Source organism: Psychrobacillus sp. Z16_25 (genome assembly GCF_056856695.1).
In genome coordinates, this window is sequence record NZ_JBXEOV010000024.1 from 20254 (window position 1) to 37001 (window position 16748).

The 16748-nt window shown below is 38.2% G+C and carries 13 protein-coding genes; 2 read left to right on the top strand and 11 right to left on the bottom strand.

Annotated elements, in window-relative coordinates; translation table 11 throughout:
* Nucleotides 1–13: 13 nt before the first annotated feature.
* The 4 genes from AC1VU3_RS16265 to AC1VU3_RS16280 all read right to left on the bottom strand — a co-directional run bounded on the left by AC1VU3_RS16265 (nucleotide 14) and on the right by AC1VU3_RS16280 (nucleotide 3552).
* Nucleotides 14–799 (bottom strand): hypothetical protein, encoded by a 786-nt coding sequence (locus AC1VU3_RS16265; protein ID WP_480388621.1) that lies wholly within the window; start codon nucleotides 797–799, stop codon nucleotides 14–16.
* A 455-nt stretch (nucleotides 800–1254) separates the two neighbouring features.
* Nucleotides 1255–1632: a CopG family transcriptional regulator gene (locus AC1VU3_RS16270; RefSeq protein ID WP_480388622.1), complete on the bottom strand. Its 378-nt coding sequence runs from the start codon at nucleotides 1630–1632 to the stop codon at nucleotides 1255–1257.
* Nucleotides 1633–2095: 463 nt separating this feature from the next.
* Nucleotides 2096–2845 (bottom strand): ABC transporter permease, encoded by a 750-nt coding sequence (locus AC1VU3_RS16275; protein ID WP_480388623.1) that lies wholly within the window; start codon nucleotides 2843–2845, stop codon nucleotides 2096–2098.
* Nucleotides 2842–3552 carry an ABC transporter ATP-binding protein gene (locus tag AC1VU3_RS16280; RefSeq protein WP_482984001.1) on the bottom strand — a complete coding sequence of 237 codons (711 nt, stop codon included), beginning with the start codon at nucleotides 3550–3552 and terminating at the stop codon, nucleotides 2842–2844. The genes AC1VU3_RS16275 and AC1VU3_RS16280 overlap by 4 nt, the downstream gene beginning before the upstream one ends.
* Before the next feature lie 176 nt (nucleotides 3553–3728).
* On the opposite strand from AC1VU3_RS16280, the gene AC1VU3_RS16285 reads away from it, so the two are divergent.
* Complete coding sequence (locus AC1VU3_RS16285) at nucleotides 3729–5087, top strand: amino acid permease (protein ID WP_482984002.1); 1359 nt, start codon at nucleotides 3729–3731, stop codon at nucleotides 5085–5087.
* 56 nt (nucleotides 5088–5143) lie between these two features.
* Here AC1VU3_RS16285 and AC1VU3_RS16290 read toward each other — a convergent pair whose 3' ends face one another.
* From AC1VU3_RS16290 to lplA, 7 genes are all read right to left on the bottom strand, one after another.
* Nucleotides 5144–7120, bottom strand: a complete 1977-nt coding sequence (locus AC1VU3_RS16290; protein ID WP_482984003.1) for a S9 family peptidase — start codon at nucleotides 7118–7120, stop codon at nucleotides 5144–5146.
* A gap of 507 nt (nucleotides 7121–7627) precedes the next feature.
* A complete protein-coding gene (locus AC1VU3_RS16295) occupies nucleotides 7628–9175 on the bottom strand; it encodes a fatty acid--CoA ligase family protein (RefSeq protein WP_482984009.1) in 1548 nt (515 codons plus the stop codon).
* 770 nt (nucleotides 9176–9945) lie between these two features.
* Nucleotides 9946–11874, bottom strand: a complete 1929-nt coding sequence (locus tag AC1VU3_RS16300) for an ABC transporter permease (protein ID WP_480388627.1) — start codon at nucleotides 11872–11874, stop codon at nucleotides 9946–9948.
* Nucleotides 11849–12619 (bottom strand): ABC transporter ATP-binding protein, encoded by a 771-nt coding sequence (locus AC1VU3_RS16305; protein ID WP_482984004.1) that lies wholly within the window; start codon nucleotides 12617–12619, stop codon nucleotides 11849–11851. Before AC1VU3_RS16305 ends, AC1VU3_RS16300 begins: the two co-directional genes overlap by 26 nt.
* The gene (locus AC1VU3_RS16310) at nucleotides 12600–13625 is read right to left on the bottom strand and encodes a sensor histidine kinase (RefSeq protein ID WP_482984005.1); all 1026 of its coding nucleotides are present in this window, start codon (nucleotides 13623–13625) and stop codon (nucleotides 12600–12602) included. The genes AC1VU3_RS16305 and AC1VU3_RS16310 overlap by 20 nt, the downstream gene beginning before the upstream one ends.
* Nucleotides 13625–14329, bottom strand: a complete 705-nt coding sequence (locus AC1VU3_RS16315) for a response regulator transcription factor (RefSeq protein ID WP_482984006.1) — start codon at nucleotides 14327–14329, stop codon at nucleotides 13625–13627. Before AC1VU3_RS16315 ends, AC1VU3_RS16310 begins: the two co-directional genes overlap by 1 nt.
* Nucleotides 14330–15060: 731 nt before the next feature.
* Complete coding sequence (gene lplA / locus AC1VU3_RS16320) at nucleotides 15061–16053, bottom strand: lipoate--protein ligase (protein WP_482984007.1); 993 nt, start codon at nucleotides 16051–16053, stop codon at nucleotides 15061–15063.
* Nucleotides 16054–16174: 121 nt separating this feature from the next.
* Here lplA and yhfH point away from each other — a divergent pair, with 121 nt between their 5' ends.
* Nucleotides 16175–16300 carry a protein YhfH gene (gene yhfH / locus AC1VU3_RS16325; RefSeq protein ID WP_480388634.1) on the top strand — a complete coding sequence of 42 codons (126 nt, stop codon included), beginning with the start codon at nucleotides 16175–16177 and terminating at the stop codon, nucleotides 16298–16300.
* Nucleotides 16301–16748: the final 448 nt, after the last annotated feature.

Here is a 16748-nt window from a genome sequence, read left to right on the forward strand (position 1 = left end):
AGCGGTATCTACTCTATTGTAAACCCATTTCCTTTTCTTTCCTCTTTCTTCTGGTTTCCAGCATTTCATAATCCTTTGTTCTATTTATCTTCACATCGTTATCCAACCCAAACTGGTATAAGTGTGAATATATATTCTCTGGCTTAAAGTAATAAAGCTTAATGTCCATTCCCTTATGTAGCTTTAAAATAGCTGCTTGGTCCATCCAGCCCGCTCTCATAAATTTCAGTTCTTTTATATCCTCCAAAGAATATCTACGAGAATAGATCACAATATTGAATAGCTCTAGCTCGTATATAATGTGGTCCTCGTCAATTTCTAAGTATCTAGTAACCATCCACAATATAATAATTAACAAAGCTAAAGATAATAGTGGTCTATAGAAAGCTGAGCTAATAAAAGCTATAACATAGACGGCAACATATCGTGGATATCCTCCTCTGTACCAATTGGTTCTATCTATCCCTTTCTGTCTTACTACTAAAATTAGAGCAGAAATACATATAACAAAGAAAGATATCAAATTTAAAAGGTTTGATGCTGTCGGTTTAAAAGTCAGAGATAATAAGGGAAATAACATAGTTAGTAGATAAAAAACACCTAATACAGCCGTTCTAAACCCATTTTTCTTACAATATAGAAGCGCAGTCAGGAAGAATAAAATGCTTAGCCCATTAAGTACTGATAGCAAAACAATGCTATTTGGGATTGTTCCCAAGAAACCTAAGTTAAACAACCAGGCGGCAATAAGAAATATTGTCCCTAACGAGGTAAATAGTATAGTAAGCTTTTTCTCCATTATTAGCCTCCTTTTATATGTATATCATAAACCATTTTTGTTATAATTGTAAATAATCGGAAAAATCAAAGGAGGAAGGTTTTATTCGAAACCTGGAAAAGGAGTATCCTATTTTAAAGGAAGATCGACGGAGAAAAGAGCGAAAAACACAAACGATTAAAATGTGGATGTATTTAGGGATTGGACTTATAGCGATATTTATTAGGCTTTTACTTTTATAGGCAGTAGAGGTTAAACCAAACGGAAAGCGCTTATGATTTCATTTGATAAGAATCATAAACGCTTTCGTTTTTTGGTCTCCTAAGGTTCTCTTCTACGTCGGACGCTTTCCACGAGGATACCGGAGCACCGTGCGGAAAATCACATTGTTTCGGAAGCATCCGAAACAAGATGGAAAACTAAAAACGGCACATCGTGTGCCAACGTCATGATTTTGGCAAGCCTTTTTTATAGCTTTATTCTACAAAAAGAGACTTAATTCTTGGAGATGCTCTAAATACTCCTAAGACTTTTATAGAGTTAATCGTCTGCTTAGCTAGCTCCTCATCTATATCCTCACTTAAAACAAGCATTCCAATTACTTTAATAGATACTTTTTTATTGGATGCAGCTAATTTTTCAAGGTCACTTTTTGAGAACACACTTACTCCCATAACAAAGGATTTTAAATTAACAACCTGCTCTATCACCTGACTATGCGTAGAAAGCTGACTCCTAATAGAAGCCTTTATAAAGTCTGTTCGATTGGAGTAAAACCCTTGTTCCACTAATAAATCTACTTTTCCTAGCTCTACCACATTCATGTTTATCGTAATCTTTTCTGTTTCTGCCATCCGCATACCATCCCCTTACCATCTTTTTATTCATTATATTTGTCTTACACAAATTTCCATATAGTGCATTTTTACTATTTTCAGAATTTTATAATATTAAGATAATTACATTCCTAGTTGGAGAGCGGGAACAATAAAGAGGTTTCTGTGGTAATAATGAAATTGTAGAAAAAGGACTGGCAGGGGCAGATGCCTCTTGGAGAATCAAACTTAAAGAAACAAGATACTAATAGGAAAGGGTCCGTCTGGAAAGTCAATTTCAGACGGACCCTTTAGTCAGTACTTCGGAGCTTAAAAATTTACAGACTTGTTGATGATCGCAAGTAAACAGGCAAGTATCGCAAGTAATGCCATTGAAATAGCAAGTAACCTATCTAGCTTCGCACGTAACACTACACCTTGCGCAAGTATTCTATAAGAAACCGCACGTATTGGTAAACTTTTGTAAACACATTCTTCCATGCTACCACTTTTTCAATATCATATCCTTAGTAAATAGCTTTTTATAGCATAATAGACTTAATATCATGCTGGTAATGGCCGACGAGCTGGTAAACGTAAACATGATGAGGATTTGATAACGAACTGCTTCAATAGGATCCGCGCCGGCAATAATCATCCCCGTCATCATTCCCGGTAACTGGACTAGTCCCACTGTTTTCATAGCATCTATTGTTGGAATCATACTGAATTTCACGGAACGCTTTAGTACCTCTTGCACAGCCTGCCTTTCTGTTGCCCCCAACGAAAGAAGAGTCTCGATTTCTCCTCGTGCTGTTTCAGACTCTCTCTTAAGCTGTGTTAAGTACAGACCACAGGCAACCATGGCATTCCCTATCGTCATCCCACTTAACGGAATAATATATTGTGGAGTAGGTTCAATAATTTGAAGACCTAACAGTAGACCCATCATTAGAATTTCCATCGTAGCAATAGAAAGAACTATTCTCCAAAATATCCCCTCCATGCCTTTTGCACGTTTAGCAGCATTCTGTGCTGCTACGAGTATCATAATAGAAATAATACCAATGATAAAAAGTGTATTCTGTGATTCAAATATGAAATGCAGGATATATCCCACCGCCAGAAGCTGAACAGCCGATCGAACTGTGCCAACTGCTATGTCTTTTTCTAAGCCAAGCTTCTGCCAGACAGAGACTAGCATAGTTATAAGAACAAATAATAAAGTAAAGTTTAAGGCTAAGAAACTCACTCCGTCACCTTCATTTCACGAAAAAATGCATCTGTACTGATATCCTTCATTAGCATTCCATTTTCCATATACCATACTCGGTTACTTATTCTTATAGCCTGCTCCCAATCATGAGTGACCCAGATATAAGTAACTCCTTCTTCCTTATTTAATTTTAATAAAAGCTTTTCCACTTGATCCCTACTTTGTTGGTCAAGTGATGCTGTTACCTCGTCTAGTAATAATATACGAGGCCGTAAGAGCAAGGAACGAATCAATGCAAGCCTTTGCTTTTCTCCACCGGATAATAAACTAGCATCCTTGTTCCAACCTAACTCATCCAATCCCAGCTCCTTCATCCACTCTTTAGCCAGTTCTTCTTCAAAAGGGCGATTATGTATTCTACTAACTGTTTTTAGATTATCTTCAATGGTACCTGGAAGCATGGTACTTTGCTGAGCCACATATACAATGCTTGTCCTCCATTCCTGAGGAGGCACTTGTTTATATGAAGATCCATCCAAAATTACACTTCCATCATCAAACATATCCAAAATAGATAAGCAACGTAAAAAAGTGCTCTTTCCTTGCCCCGATTTACCCAATAGAGCAATTCGATCTTTTGAGCACACGTCCGAAGTTATATTTTTGAACAAGTAAGGTCTCGAAGCTTCCTTAGTTTCCCACCCTTTTTTCCCCACTTGTTTTATCTCTAATATTGCTGTCATAAAATCTGGTACCCACTCTTTCTCTTAACAAAATAAGATAGACAAACCATCATTCTCTGTCCAGAATATGCATATAATTTTATCATAATATACTTCAAATGTAGCTACTCCCCCCTTCATTCATATGTTAAAGTGGGAACTAGTGAAAAATTCTATAATAAAGGAGAGCAAAATGAATGGGTGGAAATCAGCAGCTACAACGAGGTCTTGAGCAGCGACATATCACATTAATGTCATTAGGAGCTGCAATTGGAGTAGGATTATTTTTAGGTTCTGCTACAGCCATCCAGTTAGCAGGTCCTGCAATCCTCATCTCTTATATTATTGGGGGGTTAGCAATATTTATCATTATGCGTGCCCTAGGTGAAATGGCTGTACATAATCCTGTTTCAGGCTCATTCAGTAGATATGCTAGAGACTATTTAGGTCCTCTTGCTGGATACATAACCGGATGGAATTATTGGTTTCTTTGGGTAGTCACTTGTATGGCGGAAATCACTGCCGTAGGAGTCTATATGAAAATGTGGTTCCCGGATACAGCTCCTTGGATTTGGGCATTGGCTGCATTAATTATTATGACATTAGTCAATTTAATTGCCGTTAAGGCATATGGTGAATTTGAGTTTTGGTTTGCTCTCATTAAGATTGTTGCAATAATCGCAATGATTGTTGTTGGATTAGGCGTCATTCTTTTCGGTATAGGAAACGGTGGTATCCCTGTTGGGATCAGCAATTTATGGAGCAATGGAGGGTTTGCCCCTAACGGCTTAACTGGTGTTCTCATGTCGCTTCAAATGGTTATGTTTGCTTATTTAGGTGTTGAAATGATTGGTGTGACAGCTGGAGAAGCGAAAAACCCTAAAAAAGTCATTCCACGCGCAATAGATACCGTGTTCTGGCGTATTCTTTTGTTTTATGTGGGAGCACTATTTGTCATCATGTCCATCTATCCATGGAACGAAATTGGAAGTAATGGAAGTCCCTTTGTATTAATGTTTGAAAAAATCGGCATCGGACCAGCTGCTGGAATTATTAATTTTGTTGTACTTACCGCTGCTTTATCAAGCTGTAATAGTGGTATTTTCAGTACTGGTAGAATGCTATTTAATTTAGCCGATCAAAAGCAGGCACCTGCTTCCTTTCGGAAAATTAGCCGTACAGGCGTTCCATCAAAAGCAATTGTCTTTTCCGCTTTGCTGCTTCTTATAGGAGTAGTTTTAAACTATCTAGTCCCTGAAAAAGTGTTTATATGGGTAACGAGTATTTCTACATTTGGAGCAGTGTGGACCTGGGGTATTATCTTAATATCTCATTTGAAATTCCGAAAAAGGTTGACTAAAGGAGAAGTATCAAGGCTTTCCTACAAGGCATTATTTTTCCCATTAGGATCATATCTAGCGCTTGCCTTTTTAGTATTAGTACTTGGATTAATGGCTTACTTTCCAGATACCAGAATAGCTTTAATTGTGGGACCTATTTGGATAATAGGGTTAGTATTCTTTTATTATCGAAACGGTTATCATAAGAGAAAATAGTAAAAAAGCCCTTCCGATTCGTAAATAAATCGGAGGGGCTTATTATGTTAGTAGCTTTATAGAAATTTTTCAAACCAACCTGTTATCTGCTCCAAACGGGTTTGGCGAAGATTTGGTAATCCTACTCGTGAGAGATTGTGATCTGCTTGAGGAAATCTTACAAAGCCAACCTCTTTCCCCATTGCCTTTAACGTAATATATAACTGCTGTGCTTGTTCGATTGGACAGCGGTAGTCGTTTTCGCTGTGTAGAATCAATAAAGGCGTTTCTACATTTGCGGCATATTTTAAGGGTGAAGCATCCCATAGTGCATCGATGTCTGTCATATCGGTTCCTATTTGCCATGGTGTGAAGTAATAGCCAATATCTGAAACTCCATAGAAGCTTATCCAGTTTGAAATGGAGCGTTGTGTAACTGCTGCTTTAAAACGGTTCGTATGACCAACAATCCAGTTCGTCATAAAGCCTCCATAGCTTCCACCAGTAACTCCTAAGCGTCCTTGGTCAATCCAATCATAGGTAGAAAGAGCATAATCCACTCCTGCCATAATATCCTCATAATCTCCACCACCATAATCTCCGCGAACAGCATCTACAAACTCTTGGCTATAAGAATGACTTCCTCTTGGGTTTACATAGAGGACTCCATAGCCTTGTGCTGCAAGCAGCTGCAATTCATGGAAGAAAGTATTCCCATACATCGCATGGGGACCGCCATGTATTTCTACCACTAGTGGATACTTTTCTCCTTCTACAAAACCTGCAGGCTTCATTAACCAGCCATGGACATCCCATTCTTTTACTCCTTTAAAGACAATTGCTTCTGGTTCTACAAGCTCTACCTCTTTCAGATAATCTTCATTAAAAGTAGTTAACTGTTTGCGCTCACCAGTCGACAAATTTAGCTGAAATAATTCCCCGGGAAATATTGGGGTGCTTATTGTTGCAATTGAGAATTTCCCCGCTGGATCTATGTCATACCCATATACATGCTCATTTTCAGGAGAAGCTGGATATATTTCTCCTTCTAATGTTGCGAAGTATAAACGAACGTCTCCCATTGTGGACAATTGAAAATATAAATGATTGTCCTTGGTCCAAATTACGCTCGGTGCACTTGCCCCTTGCTGGAGGTCACTTGCTGTATAATCTCCTACCGGAGCATCTAGTCCTTCTGTCAGCTTAATCGTTGTTGAATTTTTCGTATCAAACACATAAACCCCTGTATGTGTCGCATTTTGGAAAGCTCTATTCGCCCCAGCGAATGCTATATATTGATCATCAAAGGAAAACGCTGCATCTCCAAAATAGCCTTCCTCGTCCTTTATCGTAATTTCCTCTTTTGTATGAATATCTACTAGCAATAAAGGCTGTTTAAAAGAAAAATCTTGGTTTTCTTCACGATTAACACCCATCACTAGTTTTTTCCCATCGTGGGAAATTGCTTGGAGACTGTATTGGAAATCTCCTTCTGTAAATTGCGTAATTTCCTTGCTTTCTATTTCTACATAGCCTATCTGTTTATAGCTGTCCTGAGGAAGCAATCCTACTCCATCTGCATGATATTTCATTTTATCTACCACATATGCCTCAGGCTGCTTTTTTTCGTCTTTTTCCGGTTCATCAGACCAGCTTTTCCCTTTCTTTAAAGGAGCATTAAACCATATCTTTTTATTACATGGAGACCATTGAAAGCTAGAAACCCCTTTTTCTAATTCAGTCAGCTGCCTTGCCTCTCCTCCAGCTGCAGGTATTAAAAAGAGCTGATTCTTTTCCTTTCGATTAGATAAAAACGCTATGTAGGATCCATCCTTAGACCATTTCGGAGAAGAAACTCGCTCTTTGTTGTGGGTCCATTTTGAAACTGTGTTAGTCTGTAAATCAATATAGTATAAATAGGAATAATACTTATTATCCTCTTCGTTCATTTCGGTTCTAATAAAAACTGCCTTTTCCCCATCAGGTGAAAATACTGGATTGGTAACGGATTGAAGGTTAAATAAATCCTTTGCTTCTAGCTTACGTTTAGACATTCTCTTTCCCTCTCTTTTCTCTGTAGTGTATAACTATTTCGACACTCGAAATCTATTTCCTTTTTTATGAGAAAAATAGTTGATAACTTCTCACTATTTAATATTTGTTATCTGAGGATATGAGGCTGGGACAAAACAAAAAAGCACTTATAATTCTTTAATAAGAATCGTAAGTACTTTCTTACTCTTTACTTTTAGGTTCTCCGCTGCGTCGGAGGCCAACAGGATGTGGGTCAGGAAAACGTTGTCACACGATGTGACGTTTTTAGTTTTCCTTCCTTAAAGTAAGCCATAGCCGAACGCTACGCGTACCGTTGCTATGTCTTACCTGTCTCCCTCATCCTGTTGGAGTCGCCGACGCTGCTACGAACCAATTATTGTTACCTACTAAAATTAAAATTAATTAATAAATTTCAAAAAGAATAGAATCTATCAAGGAAGGAAAAGGTTCGTCCCAGTCTCATTCTGCAGTCCTAAAACACCTATTCCCTTTAGCCTTGGATCTCTTTATACATGCTGTGCTTTTAAAGAACGACGCAGGATTTTTCCTGTCGTATTTTTTGGAAGCTCCTCTAAAAATTCAAAGCTCTTCGGCACTTTATATTTTGCTAGCTTTTCAGCACAATATTCCTTTAATTGTTCTTCTGTTAGGCTAGCATCTTTTTTCACAATAAACGCTAAAACTTCTTCCCCAAAGTTTGGATCTGGGACACCGATGACAGCAGCCTCTACGATACCTGGATGTGCAAATAAGACTTCTTCCACTTCACGTGGATACACATTATAGCCGCCGACGATAATCATATCCTTCTTGCGGTCTACAATATAGAAATATCCCTCTTCATCCTTTCGAGCCAGGTCACCTGTATAAAGCCAGCCGTCACGAATTGTATGCTGTGTTTCTTCAGGCATGTTGTAGTAACCCTTCATCACATTCGGCCCTCTTACGATAAGCTCTCCTACTTCCCCTACTGGTACTTCTTCCCCTAGCTCATTTACAACCTTATTTTCCACGTTCACAATCGACATCCCGATAGAGCCAGGTTTTCTTTCTCGGTCAATTGGATTAAAGCATGTAACAGGGGAAGCTTCTGAAAGACCATACCCTTCAGAAATGCGCACATTAAATTTATCTTCGAAGTTATGAAGCAAAGCAACCGGTAGAGATGATCCACCAGAGATTGCTAATCGAATATTTGCAAAGTCTTCCACATTCCCATCTGGGTATTGGTATAGGAAATTAAACATGGTTGGAACTCCTGCGAAAACAGTCGCCTTATGTTCTTTCGCAACTCTAAATACGTCCTGTGGACTAAACTTTGGAACCAGCAGGATAGTAGCTCCAGTAAGAAGAGGAGCATTTACCACAACCGTTAAAGCGAAAACATGGAATACAGGTAGAGTAGCAATAATCCTATCCTCAGTATCGAACTGTAAATACTCTGCAACATCTCTCGCATTGGAATAGATATTTTGAAAAGTGAGCATTGCACCTTTTGGGTGTCCGGTTGTACCAGAAGTATATAAAATTACAGCAGTATCATCTGGAAGAATTTCTACTTCCGATACATTCGCCATTGTAGTGCTTAGAAGATAGGTAAAGGATTTTACCTTTGCTTTTATTTCATTAGGCAATGCAGCTAGCTTTTCTGGTGTTGAAGGATCCGTTTCACAGATTATATAGCTTTCAACCGACGTAAAAATACCTGCTGCCTTTTGGACAAGCGGAATAAAAGCATCTAGAGCAATTATTGCCTTTGCCTCACTATTTTTCACAATATAGCTGATTTCATCTGGCGCATAGATTGGATTAATTGGTACAGCGGTTGCCCCAATACGCATAGTTGCGTAGAGTGAAATTAAGAAATGTGGTGAATTTCCTAACAAGAATGCTACATTATCTCCTTTTTTAATCCCCTGAGAAGATAGAGCTGTTGCAAATCGCTCGACTGACTGATTGAACTCTGCGTATGTAGTATCTTTTCCCATAAAATGATAAGCAATCTTATCAGGATTCATGGAAGCCCTTTGTTGAACTTTTGTCGCTAACATAATAATAACTCCCCTCTAAATTTGAATGAATAGTCATTCATTTTATCCCCAATATAATTATATAGGAAAAGTTTTGACAATTCAATAAAAATTGGGTATATGGGCTGGCTGAAGAACGAGCCTAGAAATGGAAGTTTCCGGGATAAATAAAATGAAAACCCTTATGATTCTATAAGATGCTCTGAATCATAAGGGCTTCCTATTTTATCTCTCATGGTTCTCCGCTGCGTCGGACGCTTTCCGTGGGCACGGATTGAGGCCAACAGGATGTTGGTCAGGAAAAAGTTGTCACAGGATGTGACGCTTTTAGTTTTCCTTCCTTAATTAGCCACTCAGGTGCTCCTGTCGCCCTGCTTTCGTCGCAGAAAATCTTTGCTCCTATCGCTCCTCTTTCGTTGCAAATAAATTTGCTGTTCCCACAGGAGTCGCCGACGCTGCTCCGAACCAATAGTGATTCCTACTAATAGTAAATTTGGATCAATAAATTCCAAAAAGAATCAAACTTATCAAGAAAGGAATGGGGTTTGTCCAATCTTGCTTCTGTCTATTTTTTTGCCTCAGAGTTCTCCACTGTGCCGTTCACTTTCCATAGAAATCAACAGGATGTCGATCTGGAAGACGTTGTCACACGAAGTGACGTTTTTAGTTTTTCCTCCCTAGAACAAGCCGGCATCCTAGTATAGTAAGAGGAAATTTTATAACCAATGAATCAGTTATGTCCCAGTCACATGGCAGATTACTCCTGACAACTAATGTCAGCCTTGTAAACAGAGTTATTGAATATGCGCTAGATATCTCCAACGTATTAAAAAGAAATATACTAGCTCTATGATGGTAAAGGCTACTAATACAAGGAGCATTTCAGTCACAATCGACACTGCAGCTAGATCCACCCAAAACGCTTGTAGGAAGATAAAGGAGAAGGTGCTGTGCAGTGTTGCCAAGCCCCAAGGTAAAAAGAATTGAGGGACAAGCTGACGATTGACAATCTTTTTTAACTCTTTATTCGTAATACCCATTCTTTTGAGCACATCGTATTGCCGTTTGTCTCGTTCTAAGTCTGTATATAGCTTGAAGTAAACAAAGCTTCCTGCTGCTAGGATTAATACAGCCGCTACGAGGAGCCCAGTGAATAGCAGCAAGGAAAAGGTTGCTCGGATAATGGAATAATTTAAACCAGGGTTAGAAAAATAAAAGGAGTTATTGTTCTTACCAGACACAATACTCTCACTCATTACTTGGTCTAGCTCTACCCCAATATCCCTCGTTCGTAGCCACTCAGACACATGGAACGCATAGAATTTCGTCATGGACGATTCCATTCTTAAACCTTCTAGCGGCTCCGTTATAAGTGCATAGTCCTCATCGCTTATAATAAAGGCACCCTCCTCTAGAGCTATTGCAGGGAAGATGGCCTCATCATAGGTTCCAATGACTTGCAAAGGGATGTTGCTCTCTTCTAAAACTGTTTGCTGACCTTCTTCATAACGAAAGTCAGTCTCGTCTTCATCTATTGGGATGGAAAGAGCCTCACCAGGTATTAGATTAATCATCGGTAAGTTTAATGCCACGGCTAAGCTGTTTATCTCTGATTCCTTCACAATATTTTTCACTTCATTCGAGTTAGATGATGTCTGCTTTAATACCTGAAACGTGATAAGGTCATATGAAAGTCCCTCTGCCTGTAGCTCTTGGGAAAGTTTTGTAATATGCTCCTCCTCATAAGGATTGTCCCATTCACTTGCATAAAATATACTAATAGGATTCATTTCTCGATACTGAGCAGTAAAAGAAGTAAAGGATGTCACCACTCCCACTGATAAGAATGCAACTGTCGAAACGATGGTTACAACAAAAAACATTTGTGCATTGTCTTTTACTTTTATTGGGGTTTCGGCAAAGGCGATCAGTCGGAAGGGCTTCCAATAATGCTTCTTACTGTTTCGAAGACGAGATAACAAGAAAAGGATACTGTCTGTATAAAAGAAATAGGTACCAATCAATGCCAGGAAAATAATGATGAAAGTAACATACCAATGCATAGAAAAGGTTGAATAAATAACTAATGCATAGGCGCTCACGATGAGAAGCAGACCTAACGCTGCCCTCCACTTTTTATAATCAGCTCGGTCATTATTTTTTCCATAGCCTCTTATCAACCGAATGATATCTGTTTTTCCAAGGAACATAACACTACTAAAGGATATAGTTATAAATAAAAACAAGAACACGATAATGGTGAGAGTAAAGGGCTTCCACGAAAAATAGAGAGGGAGACTATCTAGTAGGAACATTTCTCGGATAATCATAAAAAAGAATTTAGAAAATGCATAACCAAAAAAGATTCCTACCGCAATAGATATAAACCCTAACAACATCGTTTCTAAAAAAATGAGACGATATAGCTGTCTTTTCTCCATCCCTAAGTTAAGCAATATCCCAAATTCTTGTGATCTGGCTTGTATAAATGCGTTCATGGAATAAAACAAAAAGAAAAGTGTAAATATACCAAGGACAATTTCTGCCATTAGCATCCCACCGAAGGCGATATCTCGTAAAAATTGGTCCTCTATCTTCGGGTGAAACATCAGCATGGAATACACAAAAAACACCATCACCGAGAAACTACTCGCAAGGAAAAATGCAAAATACACACGGCTATTTCTTATGACATTGTTATAAGCGAATTGTTGAAAGGTCATTTACATTTCCACCTAAGAGAGATAACACATTTAAAATTCGTTGAAAAAAGGTTTGTCTGCGGTCATCCTTATATATTTCATTAAAATACTGACCATCCTTGATGAAAAGGACACGATCACAATAACTAGCTGCTATTGGATCATGAGTTACCATAATAATAGTCGTCTTCTCTTCTTTATTAATTTTACTTAATAGCTCCAATACATCCCTTGAGGATTTTGAATCCAAGTTACCAGTAGGCTCATCTGCAAGAATGATTGCTGGTCGATGAATCAAGGCTCGTCCAATCGCTGTTCTCTGCGCTTGTCCTCCTGAAATCTCAGAGGGTCTATTCTCTAAAATGCCCTGTAAATGTAATCGTTCTGCTACCATTTGTACTTCTTTCTTCATTTCTTCCACAGGTCTTCTATCCAGTGTTAAGGGAAGTATCATATTTTCTTCCACCGTAAGTGCAGGAAGCAAATTAAAATCCTGAAATACAAAACCAAGCTGTCTTCTTCGAAAAATGGACAGCTCGTCTTTACCTAGCTTCAATGGATTTGTACCATTGATTAGAATATCTCCAGAGGTAGGTCGGTCGATGGTAGAAATAATATTCAGGAGCGTTGTTTTTCCACTTCCGGAAGGACCCATAACCGCGATAAACTCTCCCTTTTCTACTTCAAAGCTAAGCTGATCTAATCCTAGATGCGCCACTTTTCCTTCATAAACTCTTGTTATATCCTCAAGCATCAGTATCGACATCTTGATCACCTCTCTTGTTTGATTCTTGTTGCTGAAAGCGTATCGAGATAGTTGTACCCTTTCCAACAGTGGATTCAATTGTCAGCTCATGACCCAATCGACTACATACCTCTTGCGCAAGATATAGTCCTATTCCAGTGGACTCTCCTACTTTTCTTCCGTTCTCACCAGTAAAAAAGGCTTTTGTTACACGCTTTATATCCGCAGCAGGGATTCCCATCCCTTCATCTCTTACGGAGAATAAGATAGAATCTTCCTCTCTTTCTGCATGGAAATAAATTCTTTTATTTTTCTCTAAGGTATACTTGACCGCATTCGTAATAAATTGTGTAATGATCAAACTCATCCATTTAGCATCGGTTGTAATCATACATCCCTCTTCTATCGTGATAGAGGGATATATACGATTCCCAATAAACAATCGCTTATTCTTTGATACGGTTTCTGTAACCAATTCTTTTAAATCTACCTGATCTATTTGCATATCTTCTTCAAAGGTATCTAATCTTGCGTTCATCAAAACCGCATCAAGGCCTCTCTTTAAGCGATCTGTTTCCTCCAAGAGGCTTTTAGCGTCTACCTGCTCATTATTTTGAGCCATTAGCTCTAGTACAGATATGGGTGTTTTCATTTGATGGACCCAGTTATTCATGAATTGAAGATGTCTGTTTTGACTAGCATATAAAAGCTGGAGCTCTTTTTGATACAGTCTGTACAGATGCTCTAGATATACTTCAATTTGTCTGATTTCTGGCGAATGTGCCTCTCTTTGTAGAATTCCTTCCACTTTGGTCGGAACAGAAAGGATTTTTTTATAAAATGCTGCTTTCTTTAAAAATAAAGTAGTCAGGAACGTCAATGTTAAAATTAAGCTGATGACAATTGAATATATTGCTGTATCAAGATTTCGGAATCCATCCAGCCAATACAGCAGCATTACAAACAAGACGACAAACAATTGGAACACGATAAAAATCACATGCTCCTTTAAAAATAAACGTATCATTACGCATCCTCCGAGCTTAGGTTTAAACGATAGCCTGCTCCTCTAACGGTTTCAATCGTCGATGTCACTTTATAATCTGCTAGCTTTTTGCGAACACGCGTCATGTTCACATTCAAGGTATTTTCATCAACAAAGGATTGGTCATCCCAAAGCTCCTCCAAAAGCTGCTCCCTTGTGACCACCTTAGGGTAATTTCTTAATAATAGTTCTAATATCGTATTTTCTTTCTTTTGCAAGGGAATTTGAATTTCTCTTATATGTAATTCCATTCTTTCTAAAAATAATTCCAGCTTTCCAGCCTTAACAACTCTTTCCTCTTGTTTAGCAGCATACTCTCCATAGCTTCTTCGAAGATGACTTTTAATCTTAGCTAACACAATTTCATAGTGAAAAGGCTTCGTGATAAAGTCATCGCCACCATTTTCGAGCGCAAATACTTGATCCATCTCACCGGACCTAGCGGAAACAAAGATAATTGGGCAAGTCGTATATTGTCTCAACTGACGACACCAATAGTAACCGTCATAGGAAGGTAAATTTACATCTAATAACACAATGTGCGGATCATATTCTTTAAACTCCTCAATGATATTGTCAAAATCTTTTATTGTACAAACGTCGTAATGATATTTACGCAAGGTTTCTGCTAAGAGTGATGCTATTTTACGATCATCTTCTACTACTAATACTTTATGTGTAGTCACCGTTATCCTCCTAAAAAAGCATTCGTTCTATTTCATCATAACAAAAAATGATTCTTTCATGCTTATTTCTCCATTATGTTCTTATATTTTTTTACCTTTATCTACCTAAATGATATAGGTAAATAATAGCATTGTATTTTTTCCAGCTAAATTTATCTTTAATATCTTTTAAACAATTTTTGTTTTGGTTTTTAGACATGCGAATAGACAGCGTGGTTGTAATAAGCATTACCACCTTAGGCAGCATTCTATATGTTTCTTCTTTAACGTCATGGGTGGTCAGCAGGTTTGTATAGACTCTGCTGCTGTCGTATTATCTGTCGTCGCACAGATCCTCATGTTGTAACGTTTTGCGGAGCAATGGATTTTATTGATAGCTGTGAACGTTTATCGATGATTCTGTTATGATTTATAACACTTATCCAATCTGTCGGAAACGATTGGTCCATGATGGTCATGTAGACTGATTCTTGATTAATTCCATCAATGGCTATGTTAACTGGGTGAGAATGCATAAGGGGCAAAAAGCGGGAATTGGTGAAATGAATAAGGAAAACGCTAAAGCCTATAAACTGCCCAACAAGCAAGTAACAGGACACTAATGGTACCCTGCTTGTTTGAACTATCGAAAACTCTAAGGTATAGAAAATCTAACATCGAAAGCAGAAAAACACTTGTGATTCTTAATAGAATTTTGAATCACAAGTGCTTCATCTAATTTGTTTTGAATCTTAGTAAATTAATCCGATAAGCTCTTCTTTAGATATTCCTCCAAAGTATTTAGGAACGTCTACTGTTTCCAAAGCCTGTTCAATCGCATTTCTGCTATAGTTCTTACCTACAAGCAATACTTCGACTTCCTCAACCTCACCAACTCCAAAGAAATCACCAAAGAATTTTACTTCTTCAATTACTCCCTTGTTCACTTCTAAGCGAACATCTACTGATCCAGTAGGGAAGCGATGAGAATGACGGATATTAAATCTTGGTGATTTCCCAAAATTCCATTCCCAAGTCTGATAACGTTCTTCTGAGAGCTTATGAATGTTCTTCCAATCTTCTTCTGTCAGCTCCCAATACTTTACGTTTTCTGCTCCTCCGAAAATGGAGTTTAAGATTTCTTGACGGAATTCTTCAATCGTCATTGGCTCCTCAAGAAAATCAACGATGTTTGCTACACGGCTACGAATAGATTTAATACCCTTCGACTCAATCTTTTCTTTACTTACCTTTAAGGCAGATACAACTGCGTCAATTTCAGTATCAAACATTAATGTTCCGTGACTAAACATTCTTCCCTTTGTTGTGAATTGTGCATTCCCCGATATTTTCTTTCCTTCAGCTAATATATCGTTTCTCCCGGAAAGCTCCGCTTTAACACCCAACTTTGCTAGAGCATCAACTACAGGCTGGGTGAATTTCTTGAAGTTTCGGAAGCTGTCTCCATCATCCTTTGTTATGAAACTAAAATTTAAGTTTCCTAAATCGTGATATACTGCTCCACCGCCTGAAAGTCTCCTCACGGGAATTATTCCATTTTTCTCTACGTAATCTGTGTTGATTTCTTCTATCGTATTTTGATTTCGACCAATGATGATAGAAGGCTGGTTTATGTAGAAAAGTAAGAAAGAGTCCTTTTCAATATCCATTGTATTGAGAGCATATTCCTCAATTGCCAAGTTAATACGCGGGTCAGTTATTCCTTTATTATCTATAAAATACATGTACTTCACTCCTTTATGACCATTTTAACAAAAAATGTGAAAATGTGTTGACAAAATAATCTGTGTTATAATACAATACAAATAACAAATACAGTTATATAACAGATGGAGGTGGCCTATTATGTTAGAAAACGTACTAGAATTTTTCCGAAACCTGCCTGAAAAGAAATGTGCTAAATGTGGAGAAAAGATCGAAGAGCAGCACGAATGCTATGGTAATCACTGTGATACATGCAATTCCCTATAATCGTTTAACACGCCAACTAGTTAATTCCCCTTCCTAGTTGGCTTTTTTCATTTGCGCGTACATCCCCTAACAAGATCGGTGAATCTGTATTAGTTAATGTAAGGCTCGGTCCACTCCTTCCCTTCTTTTTACTTTGGTTCATAAGTTAACCACATTATCTTCAGTAGGATAGGCGACCTATCTATTTTTATACTTTTTAAAAGTTGCAGATTTTATTTTTTAGCGGTTTACTCTCGTTCGGAGGGGATTTATTCTCGGTTGGATCATGGTTACTCTCACTCAGAGGGAATTTACTCTTGGATAGGAACCGTTTACTCTCGTTGGGCCGCTTTACTCTCGTTCGGAGGGGAATTACTCTCGGTTAGCCATGTTTTATTCTCGGTTAGAATGGTGGGAAGGGCATGGCCTTTATCGGCATGGAAGCGGTTGGGCGTTACTCTCGGATAGC